15 protein-coding genes and 2 pseudogenes are annotated in these 18366 nt (G+C 33.7%); 11 read left to right on the top strand and 6 right to left on the bottom strand.

Translation table 11 applies throughout. The features are described 5' to 3' along the window. Positions 1–6: 6 nt before the first annotated feature. The 4 genes from M3L71_RS00860 to M3L71_RS00845 form a co-directional block, all read right to left on the bottom strand. On the bottom strand, positions 7–318 hold the full coding sequence (locus tag M3L71_RS00860; protein ID WP_280144080.1) for a diacylglycerol kinase: 312 nt from the start codon (positions 316–318) through the stop codon (positions 7–9). A gap of 271 nt (positions 319–589) precedes the next feature. After that, a complete protein-coding gene (gene carB / locus M3L71_RS00855; protein ID WP_280143731.1) occupies positions 590–3817 on the bottom strand; it encodes a carbamoyl-phosphate synthase large subunit in 3228 nt (1075 codons plus the stop codon). A 466-nt stretch (positions 3818–4283) separates the two neighbouring features. Then, positions 4284–4793: an IS630 family transposase gene (locus M3L71_RS00850; RefSeq protein ID WP_280144079.1), complete on the bottom strand. Its 510-nt coding sequence runs from the start codon at positions 4791–4793 to the stop codon at positions 4284–4286. Further along, positions 4790–5167 (bottom strand): IS630 transposase-related protein, encoded by a 378-nt coding sequence (locus M3L71_RS00845; protein ID WP_280143348.1) that lies wholly within the window; start codon positions 5165–5167, stop codon positions 4790–4792. Before M3L71_RS00845 ends, M3L71_RS00850 begins: the two co-directional genes overlap by 4 nt. 52 nt (positions 5168–5219) lie before the next feature. Between M3L71_RS00845 and M3L71_RS00840 the strand changes: the two are divergent. From M3L71_RS00840 to M3L71_RS00825, 3 genes and pseudogenes are all read left to right on the top strand, one after another. Beyond that, positions 5220–5357 (top strand): annotated as a pseudogene (locus M3L71_RS00840) (integrase core domain-containing protein); the annotation flags it as partial. 106 nt (positions 5358–5463) lie between these two features. Beyond that, positions 5464–6572, top strand: a pseudogene (gene terL, locus M3L71_RS00830) (phage terminase large subunit); the annotation flags it as partial. A gap of 130 nt (positions 6573–6702) precedes the next feature. Next, positions 6703–7224, top strand: a complete 522-nt coding sequence (locus M3L71_RS00825) for a pyrimidine dimer DNA glycosylase/endonuclease V (RefSeq protein ID WP_280143729.1) — start codon at positions 6703–6705, stop codon at positions 7222–7224. A 210-nt stretch (positions 7225–7434) separates the two neighbouring features. Here M3L71_RS00825 and trmB read toward each other — a convergent pair whose 3' ends face one another. Further along, complete coding sequence (gene trmB, locus M3L71_RS00820) at positions 7435–8079, bottom strand: tRNA (guanosine(46)-N7)-methyltransferase TrmB (RefSeq protein ID WP_280143728.1); 645 nt, start codon at positions 8077–8079, stop codon at positions 7435–7437. 103 nt (positions 8080–8182) lie between these two features. On the opposite strand from trmB, the gene M3L71_RS00815 reads away from it, so the two are divergent. Genes M3L71_RS00815 through M3L71_RS00805 form a run of 3 tightly spaced genes read left to right on the top strand, consistent with a single transcriptional unit; the run spans position 8183 to position 10494 of the window. Further along, entirely contained in the window at positions 8183–9835 is a 1653-nt protein-coding gene (locus M3L71_RS00815) for a 30S ribosomal protein S1 (protein WP_280143727.1), read from the top strand. A 19-nt stretch (positions 9836–9854) separates the two neighbouring features. Further along, the gene (locus tag M3L71_RS00810) at positions 9855–10133 is read left to right on the top strand and encodes an HU family DNA-binding protein (RefSeq protein WP_280143726.1); all 279 of its coding nucleotides are present in this window, start codon (positions 9855–9857) and stop codon (positions 10131–10133) included. 43 nt (positions 10134–10176) lie between these two features. Beyond that, positions 10177–10494 (top strand): cell division protein ZapA, encoded by a 318-nt coding sequence (locus M3L71_RS00805; RefSeq protein WP_265030684.1) that lies wholly within the window; start codon positions 10177–10179, stop codon positions 10492–10494. Here the strand turns inward: M3L71_RS00805 and M3L71_RS00800 are convergent. Further along, complete coding sequence (locus tag M3L71_RS00800; protein ID WP_010404229.1) at positions 10472–10738, bottom strand: succinate dehydrogenase assembly factor 2; 267 nt, start codon at positions 10736–10738, stop codon at positions 10472–10474. The genes M3L71_RS00805 and M3L71_RS00800 overlap by 23 nt on opposite strands. Before the next feature lie 98 nt (positions 10739–10836). On the opposite strand from M3L71_RS00800, the gene rseP reads away from it, so the two are divergent. The 5 genes from rseP to M3L71_RS00775 are packed head-to-tail and all read left to right on the top strand — an operon-like array spanning position 10837 to position 18143. Then, positions 10837–11952 (top strand): RIP metalloprotease RseP, encoded by a 1116-nt coding sequence (gene rseP, locus M3L71_RS00795; protein WP_262986220.1) that lies wholly within the window; start codon positions 10837–10839, stop codon positions 11950–11952. A 7-nt stretch (positions 11953–11959) separates the two neighbouring features. Next, positions 11960–14305, top strand: coding sequence for an outer membrane protein assembly factor BamA (bamA, locus tag M3L71_RS00790; RefSeq protein ID WP_280144078.1), 2346 nt, complete (start codon positions 11960–11962; stop codon positions 14303–14305). Beyond that, a complete protein-coding gene (locus M3L71_RS00785; protein ID WP_280143724.1) occupies positions 14306–14866 on the top strand; it encodes an OmpH family outer membrane protein in 561 nt (186 codons plus the stop codon). Between the two features lie 4 nt (positions 14867–14870). Further along, complete coding sequence (gene fabZ, locus M3L71_RS00780) at positions 14871–15302, top strand: 3-hydroxyacyl-ACP dehydratase FabZ (protein ID WP_280143723.1); 432 nt, start codon at positions 14871–14873, stop codon at positions 15300–15302. Positions 15303–15347: 45 nt separating this feature from the next. Beyond that, entirely contained in the window at positions 15348–18143 is a 2796-nt protein-coding gene (locus M3L71_RS00775) for an FAD-dependent oxidoreductase (RefSeq protein WP_280143722.1), read from the top strand. Positions 18144–18366 lie beyond the last annotated feature (223 nt).

Here is an 18366-nt window from a genome sequence, read left to right as displayed (position 1 = left end):
GGAAATTTATCCATTCATTTTAGAAAATACTATACCTAGATCTTTAACTTTTTTTGAAAGTATATGTTGTTCACTGGAAATACGCTCAATTGTTGTTTCAAAAGCAGTGTTAATAATTTCTACAATTAACACCAAAAATAGGCTACTTACCATTACTGCACGTTCTAAATTACTTACATCTAAAACAAACAAAGTTGAAACACATATTATAAAAAGCAGTAACTCCTGTCTAAACGCAACTTCTGATACAAAAGCTGATTTTATTCCTTCACAGGAGTATTGAATTGCTTTTATTAGACGAGTAATGCTTTTCTTCATTATCAATTTTGGAAACTCAATGAACTACACTTATTGCACTCAGGTAAAAAATGCATGAAAACACCTTTCAGTCGTGATCACTTACAAAGATTTTTAAGTTAAAGTCTAGCATATTGTTTGAATCAAGAAAATTAGTACAAAGCCTTTCAACAAACGCTCAAGGCAGTTATATATTGATACTGACACAAAAATCCTTTAATTAAATTTCTCTCGCCTTAGCTTACACGATCCTCATTTTGAAATAAGTAATAATTTATTATAGTCTTGATATTTAAACATTTTGTATCTGCTGTAATGATTTCACTTCCAATTTGCTATTCTTTACATATCGAATTGCAAGCGCTAACGCTTTACTCCCAGAAGCTGTGGTGCTATAAGCTATATTTTGCAAAATAGCAGTTCTCCTGATACCCTTGCTATCTGAGACTGATTTCACACCTTTTGAAGTATTGATTACTAGATTTATTTTTCCATCTTTGAGCATATCAACTATGTGGGGTCTGCCTTCTCTCACTTTATTTACAGCTTTTGCAGCAATGCCGTTATTGTTCAGATGCAAAGCTGTGCCTTTGGTGGCATATATTTCAAAACTCAGTTCTTTCAACATTCGTACAACAGGCAATATATACTCTTTATCATCATCTTTTACTGAAACCAGAGCCGTTCCTTCTGTTGGTAACTTGTATCCTGCAGCCATGTGCACTTTTGCAAGTGCAGCTCCGAAAGATAAGTCAATTCCCATCACTTCTCCTGTTGATTTCATTTCAGGACCAAGTAAAGTGTCAATTCCCGAAAAACGCGTAAATGGAAAAACAGCAGCTTTAACTGCAAAATGATTGAAAGGCTTGTTTTCCTGATTCAATTTTTTACCCAAAATAACCTGAGTGGCAAGCTTTGCAATAGGAATATTGATTACCTTGGAAATAAAAGGAACTGTACGGCTAGCCCTTAAATTCACTTCAAGTATGTATACATCACTCTCTTGAACAGCAAACTGAATGTTTATCAGACCTTTCACTTCTAGTGCAAGAGCTATTCTTTCAGTTTGGAGCTCGATCTCTTTTATTACTTCGTCACTCAATGTATTTGTCGGTATTGAGCATGTTGAATCGCCAGAGTGGATACCAGCTTCTTCAATGTGCTCCATGACCGCTGCAATGAAAACTTTTTTCCCATCACATACAGCATCAACGTCAACCTCAACTGCATTGACTAAAAATTTATCAAGAAGCAGTGACCCGTGTTCAAAAATTTTGGTTTGATTCAAGACATACTCTTTAAAGCTCTGAGTATCGTGTCTAATCGACATAGACTGACCGCCGAGGACATATGATGGCCTAACTACTAGTGGAAACCCCACCTTTTCTGCGTTGGTTAACGCTTCTTTTACTGAATGGCAGATAGAACTTTCAGGTTGTTTTAAATTAAGTTGCAAAGCAAGGTTTTTAAATCTCATGCGATCTTCTGCAAGGTCAATAGAATCAAACGAAGTTCCCAGAATTTTGAAACCTCTCTCGTTAAGCACTTTGGCTAACTTTAAAGGTGTTTGACCACCTATTTGAACTATTACACCAACCAGTGTGCCATTTTCTTGCTCTTTGCCTAGTATTTCAAGCACATCCTCTGCAATCAGTGGGGCAAAATATAAACGATCAGCGGTATCATAATCAGTTGAAACGGTTTCCGGATTACAGTTAATCATTATTGTTTCATACCCCATTTCTTTGGCGGCAGAAGCTGCATGTACGCATGCATAATCAAACTCAATACCTTGACCAATTCGATTTGGACCACTTCCTAAAATGACAACTTTTTTTCGATCCGAAATATTCGCCTCACATTCCGTTTTATTTTCAACATCACCCTCATAGCAGCCATACATATAAGCAGTGCTCGATTCAAATTCAGCTGCACAAGTATCTACACGTTTATAAACTGGATTAACACCAAATTTTTTTCTCATTGCTTCAATCTGCTCTACTTTCTTATTGCTTAATTTTGCCAATCTTGCATCTGAAAACCCCATTTTTTTCAGCTCTAACATTTCATATGCAGTCTCAGGAAGGCCGTTTTCCTTGATTTTTTGTTCAGCTAATATAATTTGCTGTATATTCTGCAAAGACCATAAGTCATATCCTGTAATCGAATTTATTTCTTCTATGCTAATTCCGTGACGCATTGCGTCAGCAGCAATCAGTAATCTGTTTGGTAGCAATTTTGCTAATTGAGATTTTACGTGATCAATATCAATGTTCTCAGCAAATACTTCATCAAGTCCTGTAAGACCAGTTTCAAGTGAACGAAAAGCTTTCTGCAGTGAATCATTAAAAGTGCGTCCTATAGACATCACTTCCCCCACCGATTTCATGGAAGTTGATAGTTCACAATTCGTCCCCTTAAACTTCTCAAATTCAAAACGAGGAATTTTAGTGACGATATAATCAATCACTGGTTCAAATGCAGCAGGTATAACTGGAGCGCAATCATTACGTATCTCATCGAGTGAATAGCCGATAGCAAGTTTAGTTACAACTTTTGCAATAGGATAACCTGTTGCTTTTGAAGCAAGTGCAGAAGAGCGAGAAACCCTTGGATTCATTTCAATCACAACGAGGCTTCCATCTTCTTTAGGATTCACTGCAAACTGAACATTTGCACCACCGGCACTAACATCAATTTCTCTTAGCACTGCTATAGATGCATTTCTCATCTGTTGGTATTCTACGTCACGCAGAGTCAAAGCAGGAGCAACCGTGATACTATCTCCGGTGTGCACTCCCATTGGATCAATATTTTCTATCGAACAGACTATTATGCAGTTATCTTTACAATCACGGATAACTTCCATTTCATATTCTTTCCAGCCGATAATTGATTCATCTATCTGAACTTCATTTATTGGCGAAATTTTGAGAGCACTTTCTGCAATATTGAAAAACTCCTCTTTATTGTATGCTATGCCGCTACCTGCACCACCAAGGGTGAATGATGAGCGGATGATTGCTGGTAATCCAATGTAGTCCAAAGCCTGTTTTATTTGTTCTTGATTTTTTATAATGATACTTTTGGGGTATTTCAGTCCTATTCTATCAATGGACTTACGGAATAACTCTCTATCCTCTGCTTTTTTTATTGCTTCTCTATTTACCCCTATTAATTCTACGTTGTATTTGTCTAACACTCCATCATCTGCAAGTTTTATTGCACAATTGAGTGCTGTTTGCCCGCCCATTGTTGGCAATATTGCATCTGGCATCTCCTTGATTATAATTTTCTCTATGATTTCAGGAAGTACCGGCTCAATATAAGTTGCATCAGAGAATTCAGGATCTGTCATTATAGTTGCAGGATTGGAGTTAACCAAAATGACTTTATAACCTTCACTTTTTAATACTTTACAGCTTTGCGTTCCGGAATAATCAAACTCGCATGCCTGACCTATAACTATTGGGCCTGCTCCTATTACTAATATAGATTCTATATCTGTGCGTTTTGGCATAATTACAATAACGGTCTCTATTCAAGTAATGTTACCAATCTTTCCTGTGTATGTGAATTTTTATTAAACCTATTAGCTAACTGTTTTTAGGCTTGACGCATAACTGTACGAACATTGCAATTTGCGTGGCAGATTCCAGTGCTTGACACACAGCTGTACAAACATTCATTTTTGAAGGTAAATTGCACAGCAAATGATGTCATTCAAGTAGCTGACACTGGTTCCTTTATGACGGCAGTGCCCAGAGGTGTCATCACTGCCATTAAGTTAAGGGAAAGAGAAGTTAAGATTGGACAAAAAATTTGAAGTGATTGATAATTATGGTAAATACTAGGGTGAATTTTTAAGAAAAGGGAGTCTGAAAAGTGCAAGTTATTTAAAAAAGTAATAATTGCAGGTTATTTTGCAAAGAATGTACTAATACAATGATACTGAAAAGATATCTTGAATTTAAAACACATGTTTTCTAGCTCTTTTCTGGTATAGTATTTTCTAAAATGAATGGATAAATTTCCATTATGGTATTACCAACCAAAAGTTGTAAGTCTGTACATTTATACATTAGAGGTCTGAGGCGGCTTTTGATGGTATGCCAACAGTGTTCTATGGGATTCAAATCTGGTGAATATGTTGGAAGATACAGCACATGAAAGCCAAAAGACTCTATTAATGATTTTGTTTTAGTGGTCTTATGAAATGTAGCATTATCCATAACTATGGTTGTGCCAAGTGGCAATTTAGGTAATAACATCTTCTCCAACAATATATTGAATACCTCTTTTTCACACCCACCTTTGAAAGTCATTGGTGCAATAAATCTCATTCCAATCCACCCGGCTACTATACTGATTCTCTCTCGAGTTCTCCCTGGAACATCTGCATAAATTTTCTTTCCTCTTGGAGCACGTCCATATTCTCGGTATAACTTATTATCAACTCCTGCTTCATCTATATATAAGATGCTGGAATGTTCTATTTTTGAGATTTTATCAATAAATTGCTGCCTATCTTCTTGATTGCGCTCTTGATATAGTGTGACTTTTTTAAAGTAATTTTTAGCTGTTTTAGTCTATACCAAATTGAATTTATTCCAAATCCAAGATTTTGTTTCATCTCTGCCAGAGTATGATCTGGATTCTTTGTAACATATTCTTCGAGTATTTTTGGGTCTATTTTTCGAATAAAGCTACCGTTTTTAGATGGCTTTAAGCTTTCACCAGCAGCTTTCTTTTTTAACCAGCGGTACAGAGTTGCTATTCCTATCTCCATGAGCTCTGCTATCTCAACCTTTGTCTTCCCTTTTTCTATCATCAATACTGCCTTTTCCCTTAAATCCACACTATATGCCATTATAACTCAAATACTTTGTTATACCTTTATCATTTGCTTTGGGAAATACTATATATATTATTATAGACCAAATAGTATCAGAGATTTGAATCTTATAATAAATGACTTTGTTGGTTGGTATAACTATAGAAGGCTACATCAGACTCTAAATTATAAAGTTCCTGCTGATCTTTATTATCATAAACAGTAAATGAATATATTGATAAATACTTTAAATGTGTGTCGACGTATTTATCAACATATTCATTTTAAAAATCGGATCACTTTAAAAAAATGGTCTAGACAAATGGGTGCACTATATAATGCAATCTGATTGGTATAGAGAGCTATTTCCGAAAGTAGAATTATGCAAAGATCAAAACACTAAATATAAATTTCAAACAGTGCAAAGAGGATGTCGAATTGCAACATCAGTTGGAGGAACATTAACCGGTGAAGGTGGAGATTTCATTATCGTGGATGATCCACTAAGTCCCGCACAAGCTTTGAGCGAAACATTTAGAAAGCGTGCTGCAAACTGGTTTGATCAGGCTTTAGTAACCAGGCTCAACGACAGAAAAAATGAGTTATCGTTCTTGTGATGCACAGACTCCATTTAGAAGATTTAACTGGTCACCTCCTCTGTAAACCAAGAAACATATGGCATCATGTCTGTTTACCAATAATAGCTGAAGATAAGGAGATTATTTATTCAGTTAATAATCATATTCCAGAGCATGAACAGGAAATATACTCAAGAAAAGAAGGTCAATTGTTGTATTCCCTAACTGAAGGAAAAGAAGAAATTGAGATGATAAAAGCTGAACTTGGGAGTTATGGTTTTGCTGCTCAATACCAACAAAACCCTCTACCACTTTCAAGTGCTATAATTAAACGAGAGTGGTTGAAGCGCTATAAAAATTTTCCTGATAGCCTCTTGCATGTAACACAAAGTTGGGATACTGCAATTTCAACAAACAATACAAGTGACTTTAGTGTCTGCACTACCTGGACAAAAGTAGATAATACATTCTATTTACTCGATGTATATCGCGCAAAACTTGAATATCCAAAACTTAAAGAGAAAGTTCTATCGCTGGCTGCAAGGTGGAAGCCACACGCAATTTTAATCGAAGCAAAAGCAAGCGGTCAGCAATTGGTTCAGGAGCTCAGGAAAAACAGTGATTTACCTATTATTCAAATAGTACCACATGATGACAAATTAACTCGATTTCACCGAATTGTCCCAATTATAGAATCTGAGCGGGTTTTTCTCCCTAACCAAGCAGTATGGCTTAGCGACTTTGAGTATGAGATTTTAATGTTTCCAGAAATCCGTCACGACGATCAAGTAGACAGTACCGTGCAATATCTTCAGTGGGTGAGAAATAATATTGCTAGAGTGGTAGCGATACGTTCATTGTAGCTTGAAAAGGTTCCTCGGAATTGTGTATAATTTTTTTAACTTAGCTTATTTAACCTATCCATTTTCTGAATGATATTTTAGGGTTTATTGAAATAAATACTACGCAAAAATTCTATCTCTGGGTGCTTAGATGAATATCTTTATATTAGACGAAAATCCTGTAACTGCAGCACAAATGTTATGCGATAAGCACATAGTAAAAATGCCGCTAGAAACTGCTCAATTGCTTAGCAGTGTTTTTTCAATAGCATTGAAAGAGCCAAATCCTTTAGTCAGCATTACAAACCAGAATATAGAAGTTCCATATAAACTTACTCACAAAAACCATCCTTGTTCTTTATGGGCTAGACAATCAAAAGGAAACTTTGATTGGTTAATAAAACATGGAAAAGAATTGTGTATAGAATATAGCTTTCGATACAAAAGAACGCATAAATCCGAAGAAATTATAGATTGGTGCGATAATAACAAGTATTTGCTAATATTTCGATCAGCTGATATACAAGCTTTTACACAAGCGTTACCTGATCGATATAAATGTAGTAACCCAATAGAAGCATATAGAGAATATTACCTAAAAGAAAAGATGAGATTTGCTAAGTGGGAAAAAGGTAGAGAAGCACCAGATTGGTTGCTAGACAAAATGCTATAGGTTATAAAATTATCCAAACCGATCATAAAAAAAAGGTAGAATTGAAGTTGCAAAAGCAATGCTGGCTGATAATGTTGATGTTTATCAAGTTTATTGATCTTTCTATTTGTGAGATTAAAGAATTCAGTAAACTGTTATTCCCAGTATATGGTAGGCTACTTGCACTATAGAGTGTCATGTACACATCTGTACTAACAAGCAGAGGTAAATCTAAGTCAGTTTAGATATAACATTTACTTTAAAAAACTTTATTTTACGCTGATATTCTAGCGCTTTTCTGTGGTATTTTGTTGGGGTATAATTTGCAAAACTATCTTCCTTATAGGTTAAAAAATTACACTGCTTTATATGTAACTCTATCCACTCTGCATAATCCTGATGATCAGTTGCAATAAATATTTCACCTGTGACAAGTATTTTTTTTGCTAATAAATTTAAAAATTCCGTATTAATTAACCGTCTTTTGTTGTGACTTCTTTTTGGCCATGGATCTGGAAAGAGAATAAAGAATTTTTCAACACTATGGTCAGGAAAATTGACAATTAATTCTCTTGCATCTTCTGTCCATATTAAAATATTTTTTATGCTGTGTGCTTCTATACTTTTTAGCAAGGAAGAGACCCCCTTTAAATAAGGCTCACATCCTATAAATAATAGATCAGATTCATTGAATGCCTGATAGAGCATATTTTCACCATTACCGAAACCTATTTCTACTCGTATTCTTTTTTGTAATTCTACGATCTTTTTTATAGATTCCTTGCTGTTTTTAATAGAATACTTCTCCAAAACATTCAACTTCAACCTAGATCTTCTGGAAAATGACCTAATCCAATTATTATTCCTAGATAACATAACTTACATAACTTAATCTTTTATAGCTTAAACAATTCTCGAAATGAATTAATGAGAATTTACTTGTCACTAATTATTAATATTATATAATATATGAGTTCTAATGAAGTTAAAATTAAAAGGTATGGAAAGTACAGTTGCTATCAAGAGGCTATCATCAAATAGGTTCATAGAAGAGATATTTCAAGATCAATTTGATAATCAAGATAATAACTTTTGTGAAGATTCTTTTGCTAACAAAATCAAAGAAGGAGATGTGGTAGAAGGTATAATCACAAGAAGAAATTCTAATGATATTGTGGTTGATGTTGGTTTAAAGTCAGACGGAAGAATTCTGATTAAGGAGCTCAGTTGTAATGATGATATCACTGTTGGCTCGAAAATTAGAGTTTATGTTGAAAGAATTGAAGATTACCATGGTAATGTTGTTCTTAGTCGTGAGAAAGCAATCAGAGACGAAAAATGGAATAAATTGGAAGAAAGCGCAGTTACAAAAGATGAAGTAACAGGAATCATTAAACGCTCAATTAAATGCGGTTTTATTGTTGATCTTGGTGATGGAATAAGTGCGTTTTTACCGCTGAGTCATGTGGATTTGAAGCAAATAAAAGATGCTAATCACCTTATTGAAACTGAACAAAAATTCATCGTGCTTAAAATGGATAAGAAGCAGGGGAATATTGTAGTATCAAGAAAGCTGGTATTAGAGAAATTGCATGCTGGTGAAAAAATTAAGTTTTTAGAATCTTTAAATGAAGGTGATGTAGTAGAAGGCAAAATAAAAAGCATCACTCACTACGGTGCATTTGTTGGCATTCATGAATCAGATACAGTGGGAGTTATAGATGGGCTGCTACATATTACAGATATCTCTTGGAGTAATGTAAGTCATCCATCTGCAATTTTTTCTTATGGTCAGCATATAAAAACTAAAATTATAAAAATAGATAGAGAAAATGGAAAAATCTCCCTGGGTGTAAAACAATTAGGAGACAATCCTTGGCAAGATCTAGAGTCAAAATGTCCAATTAACAGCGTACACAAAGGATGTGTAACGGGTATAAAAGATTGTGGATTCATTGTTGAGATTAAACCTGGGATTGCGGGTTTGGTACACTCATCAGAAATAACTTGGAACAAGAGTAATTTACCAATCAGTAGTTTTGTAACAATAGGACAAGAAGTGGATGTAAAAATTCTCGGTATTGACATTATTAAAAATAAGATGAGTTTAAGCACAAAAAGGTGCGTAGAGAATCCTTGGCAAGTATTTATTGATAAATATCCTCTTGGTTCTATTGTTTCTGGTAAAGTTAAAAGCAACAATGGTTCACAAATATCTGTGACTTTTGATAATTCTGAGATATCTGAGGACGTAGAAGGAACAATTTATATGCAAAATCTAAGTTGGTCGAAAAACAATTCAGATGAGATAAAAAAGTATAATCTAGGTGATGAAATAGAAGCAAAAGTGATAAGGGCTAACGTAGATCGGACAAGAATTTATCTTGGAGTAAAGCAAATAGAGTATGATCCTCTTGAAGAACTGATAGAGAAAGTTAAAGTAGGGGATAAAATTCAGGTTACTGTAAGTAAGAGAGAGGAAGATGGTCTAATCGTTGAGGTTGAGAACAATGTAACCCTTTTAGTAGATCAAGAGCATTTACCAGAAAATAAAAAGTTTTCTATATCAGAAAAAATACAAGTTGAAGTAGTAGGTGTTGAAAAATATAATATAATATTATCTGCCAAATAACTTCTTGTGCTTCATATAAATGGCAACGAGATCTGATATAATAGCAAAAGTGGCAAAAAAACACCTTTTGTTAGATAAGGTCATTATAGCAGACATAGTTGATAGTTTCTTTCGAGTGTTTTCAAACACGTTGAAATATCATAATAGAGTTGAAATCAGGGGGTTTGGTTCTTTTTCAATTAGAAGCTATAACTTGAAAGAAGCAAGTAATTTGACGTCACAGAAGGTTGCAAAACATCAATACTTTAAAACTTATTTTCGTAGCAGTAAAAAGTTATCCCTCTTGATAAATGAATAAAAATCTATATTGTAAATTTGAAAGTTGTACAATATACCATCATATGCAAGTAGTAGAAATAGTTATACATAATAACACATATAAAATATCTTGCGAAAGTAAAAAGAAGGACCATTTATTACAACTTGCTAATAGCTTCAACAAGCTAGTTAGCTCCATATCTCAAAGAACTGGAGGTAAGGGCTCGGATGCATTAAATTTCTTACTTGCAGCATTGACTCTCGAAGACAAAATTTTAGAATTAACAAAGCGATTAGACGAAATGAATCAAGAATGCAAAAAGTATAGGGAGGAAAAAAGAGTAGAATATTCTGAAGTATTAGATAGGGTAAACAAGATTATTGGGTGCATAAGTGATTAAAGCAAGCAATCAAATCGACTACCTCACTACTCAAATCAGGGGGGAGAAGTTTCTTACGAGTGATGTAACAATATAATTCGCAATCATCAAGATCAACTATTTTTTCGTATTCAATTAGTTCACTTAAGGAAAATTTATCAAGATATTTCAATGCAAAATGCCCTAGAAGTATATCAGTTTCTTTACAACCCCTATGCCAACTCCTATACATCAGTTTTCTTCTTAATAAGGAGATATCTATCATTGTCATTAAACTTTTTTTTAATTTAAAGACTAAACTAAATACTTGTCAAGCAAGGCGCATTTTAATATACTCAACGTTTGATTAAGATTTAAACATAGGTGGAATTAATTTCTCATCAACTTAGCGCTGGAATATATTATTTTTTATCGTTTTCTTTAATAATTTCTATCATAGTATTCGTGCATGAATGTGGGCATTATATTGTCGCTAAAGCATGCAAGGTTAAAGTTGAATCTTTTTCTATAGGCTTTGGTCCTGAAATTTTTGGTTTTAACGACAAGTCTGGAACTAGATGGAAATTAAGTGCCTTTCCATTGGGTGGCTACGTTAAAATGTTAGGGGATACTAATGCAGCAAGCGTTCCTGTTGATCAACAAAAATTAACTGAAGAAGAAAAATTATACTCATTCCATACAAAACCTCGATATCAAAAAGCAGCAATAGTTTTTGCAGGGCCTTTTGCAAACATGATATTTACCGTTATAGCTTTCACAATATTTTTCAGCGTGGCAGGTTATTATCGTACTCCACCAGTAATTGGTAATGTAATTGAAGAAAGTGCAGCAAAGCAAGCTGGCCTATTACCAGGTGACACTATTACACAGATCAATGAGTACAAAATAAAATACTTTGAAGATATTTCACGCGTGATAATGTCCAACCCTGAAACAAGAATAGAAATTAAGTATAGCAGAAATAACGAAGAGTACAGAACTATTCTAACTCCGTTTACAGTTGAGGATAGAGATGTCTTTGGTAACATAATAGAAAGAAAAACTATAGGAATTACCTCAATTAATATGATAGGGTTGAAACAGTCATCTTTTCTTGGAGCTGCTAGCCTATCAGTGAATGAAACCTACCACACTATGTGTTTAACAATCAAAGCACTCTTTCAAATTGTTGTTGGTAAAAGGAGTATAAACGAAATAGGTGGGCCAATAAAAATCGCAAAATATTCAGGGCAATCAGCCAAAAAGGGATTTATTATGGTTCTATATTTTATGGCAATCATTTCAGCTAACTTAGCTGCAATTAACTTGCTGCCAATACCACTACTAGATGGTGGGCATTTATTTCATTATATTATAGAAGCAGTTATACGTAGAGATTTGAGTTTGAAATATCAAAAATATGCAGTCACTTTTGGTGCTACCATACTGTTTTTGTTGATGGCAGTTGCAATCACAAATGATATTAGGCATCTTTTTTAAGATACATATGAAAAAGTTATTTCACATACTAATAATAATATTTATTTCTTTTCCCACTCTACTTGTTGCTCTAGAAAATAAAGAAAAAGTACAGATAAAAAATATTAAGTATATTGGCAATGAGCGAGTAAGTGATCAAACAATAAGGTTTTATACAAAATTAGAACCAGGTAGTCATATAAATGATGATGATGTAGATTCAATTATAAAAGATTTATATAAAACAAAGTTATTTGATAGTATTAACGCCTATATCGATGATGAAAAAAACTTAGTAGTAAAAATTCATGAGAATCCATTGATTAACAAAGTAATATTGAAAGGCAATAAGTTATTTAACAGTAAAGAGTTGCTAAATAACGTTATCCAGTCAAAATCACTAACTATTTTCACTGAAACAAAATTACAAAACGATTTAATAAATCTAGCTACTCTTTATAGGAACAGTGGTAAAATTGGTGTTAAAATTGCATATGAGCTAGATAAGCTCGGTAGCAATAGGATAAACCTAATTTTTAAGATAAAAGAAGGAAGAACGTCTAAAATTAAGGGTTTACGATTCATAGGTAATAAAAGCTTTTCAGCAAATGAGCTAGAGCAAGTTATCAAAAGGAATAGCAATGATATATTTAGTAAGTTATTTAGAGCCATTTTTAAAAGAGGAACTCATTATTCACCTCAATATCTACTGATTAACACAGAACTGCTTGATCGCTTCTATTCATCTAAGGGATATATTCAAAATAATATCCAACCAATTGTTGAGGTTGATAATAACAACCAAATAGAGTTAACTTTTTTGATTGATGAAAAGCAGGAATACTTATTTGGAAATAATGAAGTTGATATTGAAACTGAGATTCAGGATTTAAGTTTAAGGGAAGAAATATTAGAATTTATCAAAGAGGAAAATAATCAAATATTTAATAGAGTTAAAATTAACAATACAGCAGAAAAAATAAGTAAACATTTAAACGAAAAAGGATATATATTTGCAAAAGTTAATCCAGAATATACACAACATAACAATATTGTGGATGTAACTTACAAAGTGCTACCAGGTAAAAAGATTTATATAAACCAAATTACTATTGATGGCAATGACCGCACTTTAGATAAAGTAATTAGAAGAAAACTTAGCATGGCAGAAGGCGACGCATATAACACATCTGAGATTCAAAAATCACGTAGAAAACTTATATATAGCGATTTTTTTGAAACAGTAAAAATAAATAGTTATATAGTGGATGAAAATGCAGTAAATCTTGATTTAAATGTCAAAGAAAAAAGAACTGCCTCGTTATCTTTAACAGGTGGCATGTCTCTTCCTGGTGGAGTATTTGTTAAAACCGATTTCACAGATCGTAATTTATTTGGTAGTGGTAAAGAGGTATCTTTTGCTCTTGAAAAAAGTCAATATGTTCTTTCTACTAGTATAGACGCTGTTGAAAATAATTTTAACGATTCTGATACGTCATTAGGCGTAGGTATATTTTATGAAAAACAAGATAAGCCGAACACCACTTTTGATACTTGTGACTGGGGAGGAACAGTAAAATTATCTTATAAAATTTTAGAAAATCTAACCAACTCTATTCGCTATTCTTATAAATATAACCATATACATATGGACAATAAGAGTGGAAAAGATGAGGATATCTCTGAGATAATAAGAGATCAAAAAGGTGAGTATCAGATCTCATCAGTTGGATACACGTTAGCGTACAATAAATTGGATAATCTATATACTCCAAAGGAGGGGTACTTGTTGCGCTTAAATCAGGATATTTCAGGATTGGGAGGAAATGTAAATTTCCTAAAATCTGAGTTTTTGTCTTTTTATACACTCCCTATACTAAGCAAAATTGATGATGATATAACATTGCGCTTTAAAATAGCAGCAGGTCATATTTTCTCTTATACCGATAAAGAGCTAAATATTGGCCAGCACTTTTTTAAAGGTGGTAATGAAATTAGAGGGTTTGATCTTTCTGGTATTGGACCAAGAGTAAAAGATAAGAAAGGTAAAGAAGATAGAAGCTCATTAGGAGGCAAAACTTATTTTAATTTAACACAGCAAGTAGATTTTCCATTACCTAAATTATACGACTACACTGGTATCAAAGGCTCATTATTTGTTGATTATGCAATGCTTTTTGGCTTAGATGAAAAAGTAGGGTATAAAGGAAAATATTACGACAGTAAGCTTATAAGAGTATCACCAGGTTTTGGCTTGTCAATGCCCTCTCCTTTTGGTAGACTTAGATTAGATTTTGGGTTTCCCTTAGTAAAGGAAACTTATGATATAATACCATCACCAAACGTTAAAATTTCTATTGAAGCGGGGATTTAAATGAAATATATACAGTTATTTACATCAGTTATTGCCTTAATTATTTCCTTATTTGTGGGGTATAAGTTTGTAGGGTATCAACCTCAGAGCACGCTTAATACAAAGGCTGCCATTATTGATAGTGACAAAGTTATCAACGAATCTCTGGCTCTGCAAAATATACAACAACAAATAAAGGAGCAGAATTCTAGATTACAGCAAGAATTTGAAAATGAGTTAGAAAAATTTAAGCCATCGAAAGAAGAATTTGACCTTTTGTCAGAAGAAGCAAAAAAAGAAAAGACGGAACAATTTAGTAAGTACACTGTAAGCGTTAGGGATAATTACGCTAAGAAAATGTCACATTTAGAAGAAAACTATAGAGAAGCAGTAGAAAGTGTCTTTAACAAAATAAAAGAAGTGGCTAAAAGAACGGCAGAAAAAAACAATGTAGATTTAGTACTATTTATTTCAAAAAAGAACCAAGTTCTATACTCTATGGATGAGGTTGATTTATCAGATGTGGTATTAAAAAATGTAAATAAGGAAATACCTGAATTTGCTTTGCAAAGCATTGAGTAGGCTTATGCAATTTAATATCAGTGATATTATAAAAATACTACCACATTCTTATCCTTTTCTCTTAGTAGATAGGGTTATAGAATGCGAACCTGGTAAAAGTATAAAAGCAATCAAAAATGTGACTTTCAACGAGCAATTTTTTATTGGTCATTTTCCTGGCCATCCGATAATGCCAGGAGTTTTGATAATTGAGTCTTTAGCTCAGGCATCTTCTATATGTGTTCTCGGTAAAGAAACAATAGAAAATAAAGTTGTTTACTTTATGTCTATTGAAAACGCAAAATTCAGAAGACCAGTTATTCCAGGGGACACGTTGGTTCTTCAATCCAATATAAAAAATGCGCGTTTGGGTGCACGCAAATTTGAGTGTGTTGCATATGTTGGGGAAGAAAAAGCTGCAGAAGCAACAATCTTAGCAAGACTGCAAGACAAATAAAATCTTCATCTGTAAGAAACAGTATGTACACTGTATAGTATAACAATGCAACTGAATTTCAAAATCTCATTTTCAAACTTATACACTTGTAGTGGATTAATAAAATTAGATGAGACGTTTTTAGATTATATAAAATCGTGCGATGAAAGCTTGTTTTGTTCATTAATTGAAGCAAGAGAAAAAGCAGCTTCTTCTTTGATGTCATCCCAGCGCTTGACACTGGGATCCATAGAACAACCAATGTTGGCCACTCAAATGACAGATAGTCAGTTAATAATAGACCTCTCATATTTACTTGATGAATTTATTGCAAAAGTTTTTAATATTGGAAAAGAAGCAGAGGAGATAAAGAAAAAGCACAACGACTTTGCTGCAATATATAAGTGTAAAAGGTTATTTGTTCAACGCTATGCATTAAAGAAGTACACTGATATAGCAGATATAGATATTGATTATGTTACCAGTAAATTAAATCGCTTTCTTGCCCTACCAACAACAGAAAAAAATTTTGCTGAGCAGGTGATACGTTGGTTGGAAAATAAAGAGGATCACAAAGAAGAAATAGAACTTGCAGCGCAATATGCAGCGTGGAGAGTGAAAAATAAACAGAGTATACTTTTTAGTATTCACAGAAAAATTGATCACGAAAATCTCGTATCGTTCTTCAAAAAAGAAGTAGACGAAGTTGAGGTATTGTATTCAAGCAAAACAAAAAGACGACATGGTTTTGATCTGACAAGTGAAAAGGTGAGTTTGAATAAAGCATTGGATAATGCTCATTACTGCATATTTTGTCATAAGCAAAATAAGGACAGTTGTTCAAAGGGGCTAAGTAATAACGACAATACCTTTAAACAGTCCCCACTCAAAGTTGAATTGCACGGCTGTCCACTAGAACAGAAAATATCAGAAATGAATCTGGTGAAAAGCGAAGGGTACAGCATAGCAAGCCTTGCAATTGTGGTAATAGATAACCCATTATGTGCAGCTACTGGGAACAGAATATGCAATGATTGCATGAACTCATGCATATATCAGAAACAAGAGCCTGTAAATGTGCCAATGATTGAAACAAGGATTCTAGATGATGTGCTCAGTTTACCGTATGGATTTGAAATATATTCTCTGCTTAGCCGTTGGAATCCTTTAAATTTTCAGCGTCCATTGCCAAAAGGAAACACAGGAAAAAACGTCCTAGTTGTAGGGCTTGGTCCTGCGGGTTTTAATTTAGCTCATCATTTATTAAACGATGGGCATAACGTTATCGCCATTGATGGACTAAAGATTGAACCTTTGATCGATAATTTTCAGCTAATTAAAGATTTCGAGCATGAAAAACTAAGTGAACGCACAGCTGGTGGATTTGGTGGAGTAGCAGAGTATGGCATAACCTCTAGATGGAACAAAAATTATCTAAAAATCATTAGACTTTTGCTGGAAAGACGTGAGAATTTCGCACTTTATGGAGGCATTCGTTTTGGAGGTACGATAACCGTTGATGACACATTCAACTTGGGTTTTGATCACACTGCCCTGGCACTTGGCTCTGGTAAGCCACGAATGATCAAAATAAAAAACATGCTATCTCGTGGAGTGCGCATGGCATCTGACTTTCTTATGTCGTTACAACTGACTGGCGCTCTTAAATTTGATTCCATAGCAAATCTGCAAGTTCGTATGCCGATAGTTGTTATAGGTGCGGGGCTTACTGCGATTGACACTGCCACTGAAGCTTTAGCGTATTATCCAATTCAAGTAGAAAAATTTCTTCTTCGTTATGAAATATTGGTTGATAAGTACGGAAAAGACTGTGTTGAAAAAGATTGGACAGAGGAAGAACACAAAATTGCAAATGAGCTGATATCGCATGCAAAATTGATCCAAAAAGAGCAAGAATTAGCAAAAAAAGAGAATAGAGGAGCAAAAATACTGGAGTTAATGCAGAGCCTTGGGGGAGTGAAAGTTGTATATAGAAAAGAGCTAAAAGACTCACCAAGTTATCGATTAAATAGTGAAGAGGTGCAAAATGCACTGTCAGAAGGGATTTACTTTGTTGAAAACTTAGAGACAGTTGAAGTTGTGACGGATAAATATAACCATGCTGAATCAATAAAACTAATAGACAAAAAATCCGGAGAAATTAAATGCATGAAAGCACGTTCTATTTTTATAGCAGCAGGTACTGAGCCAAATACAGTTATTGCAACAGAAGATAAAAGTCATTTTAAATTAAGTAATGGGTATTTTACTCATTTGAATTCATCAGAAAAAGAAATAGATCCAATATTTTCTCCTAAGATGCAGAATAAAGACAGAATATTAGTATATAAACAAGGCAATAAAACAATTAGCTTTTTTGGTGATCTTCATCCTTCGTATAGTGGCAGCGTCGTGAAAGCTATGGCAAGTGCTAAGAACGGTTATCCTATTATTTCTCAGCTTTTGAGTAGAGTAGCTGACCAATACGCTGCAGAACATCAGACTAATGAAAAATTTTTTAATAGAATCAAAGAGCAATTCACTGCAAAGATTATAAAAATTCAATATTTAACTGACAAAGTTGTGGAAATAGTGATCAAAGCACCACTTGCGGCAAAAAATTTTAAACCCGGACAATTCTTTAGGTTGCAAAATTTTGCAACCAATAGCAGAAAAGCCAATAATACAAACCTTGCTATGGAAGGTATAGCCGTAACCGGCACTGAAGTAGACAAAAAAAAAGGATTTATTTCCACTATTGTGCTTGAAACTGGCGGTTCCACTAATTTATGTAAATGTTTTAAAGAAGGTGAACAAGTAATTCTTATGGGTCCAAATGGCAGCCCTACTGAGGTTTACTAAGTCTCAATATTAAAGTGATGCTAAATTTTATTTCAAAAAGTAAATAATTTGCTAACGCTCGTGCACAAATTAAAAATAAATTATGCACGAGTGTAGCACTGTGAATTAGGAGTGCTATATTAAACCTTACCTCACTATTAAAGCTATCGGTCAGATTAGATTAAAAACCTAATCTGACCGGTTTCTCTATAACCTTCTAAACCCTGATATAATTATATGGTAA

The organism is Wolbachia endosymbiont of Frankliniella intonsa, assembly GCF_029856955.1.
Lineage (GTDB): Bacteria > Pseudomonadota > Alphaproteobacteria > Rickettsiales > Anaplasmataceae > Wolbachia.
The sequence above is the reverse complement of the archived record's forward strand: the minus strand, read 5'-3'. Positions and strand labels throughout refer to the sequence as shown.

Bases quoted from the DNA above. Each gene is read 5' to 3' on its own strand.
- M3L71_RS00775 (WP_280143722.1), top strand. From the start codon at position 15,348: ATGCAACTGAATTTCAAAATCTCATTTTCAAACTTATACACTTGTAGT.
- trmB (WP_280143728.1), bottom strand. From the start codon at position 8,079: ATGTTATCTAGGAATAATAATTGGATTAGGTCATTTTCCAGAAGATCT.
- M3L71_RS00845 (WP_280143348.1), bottom strand. From the start codon at position 5,167: ATGGCATATAGTGTGGATTTAAGGGAAAAGGCAGTATTGATGATAGAA.
- M3L71_RS00805 (WP_265030684.1), top strand. From the start codon at position 10,177: ATGCAAGTAGTAGAAATAGTTATACATAATAACACATATAAAATATCT.
- M3L71_RS00800 (WP_010404229.1), bottom strand. From the start codon at position 10,738: ATGATAGATATCTCCTTATTAAGAAGAAAACTGATGTATAGGAGTTGG.
- M3L71_RS00785 (WP_280143724.1), top strand. From the start codon at position 14,306: ATGAAATATATACAGTTATTTACATCAGTTATTGCCTTAATTATTTCC.
- bamA (WP_280144078.1), top strand. From the start codon at position 11,960: ATGAAAAAGTTATTTCACATACTAATAATAATATTTATTTCTTTTCCC.
- M3L71_RS00810 (WP_280143726.1), top strand. From the start codon at position 9,855: ATGGCAACGAGATCTGATATAATAGCAAAAGTGGCAAAAAAACACCTT.
- M3L71_RS00860 (WP_280144080.1), bottom strand. From the start codon at position 318: ATGAAGAAAAGCATTACTCGTCTAATAAAAGCAATTCAATACTCCTGT.
- M3L71_RS00815 (WP_280143727.1), top strand. From the start codon at position 8,183: ATGAAGTTAAAATTAAAAGGTATGGAAAGTACAGTTGCTATCAAGAGG.
- fabZ (WP_280143723.1), top strand. From the start codon at position 14,871: ATGCAATTTAATATCAGTGATATTATAAAAATACTACCACATTCTTAT.
- M3L71_RS00825 (WP_280143729.1), top strand. From the start codon at position 6,703: ATGAATATCTTTATATTAGACGAAAATCCTGTAACTGCAGCACAAATG.
- carB (WP_280143731.1), bottom strand. From the start codon at position 3,817: ATGCCAAAACGCACAGATATAGAATCTATATTAGTAATAGGAGCAGGC.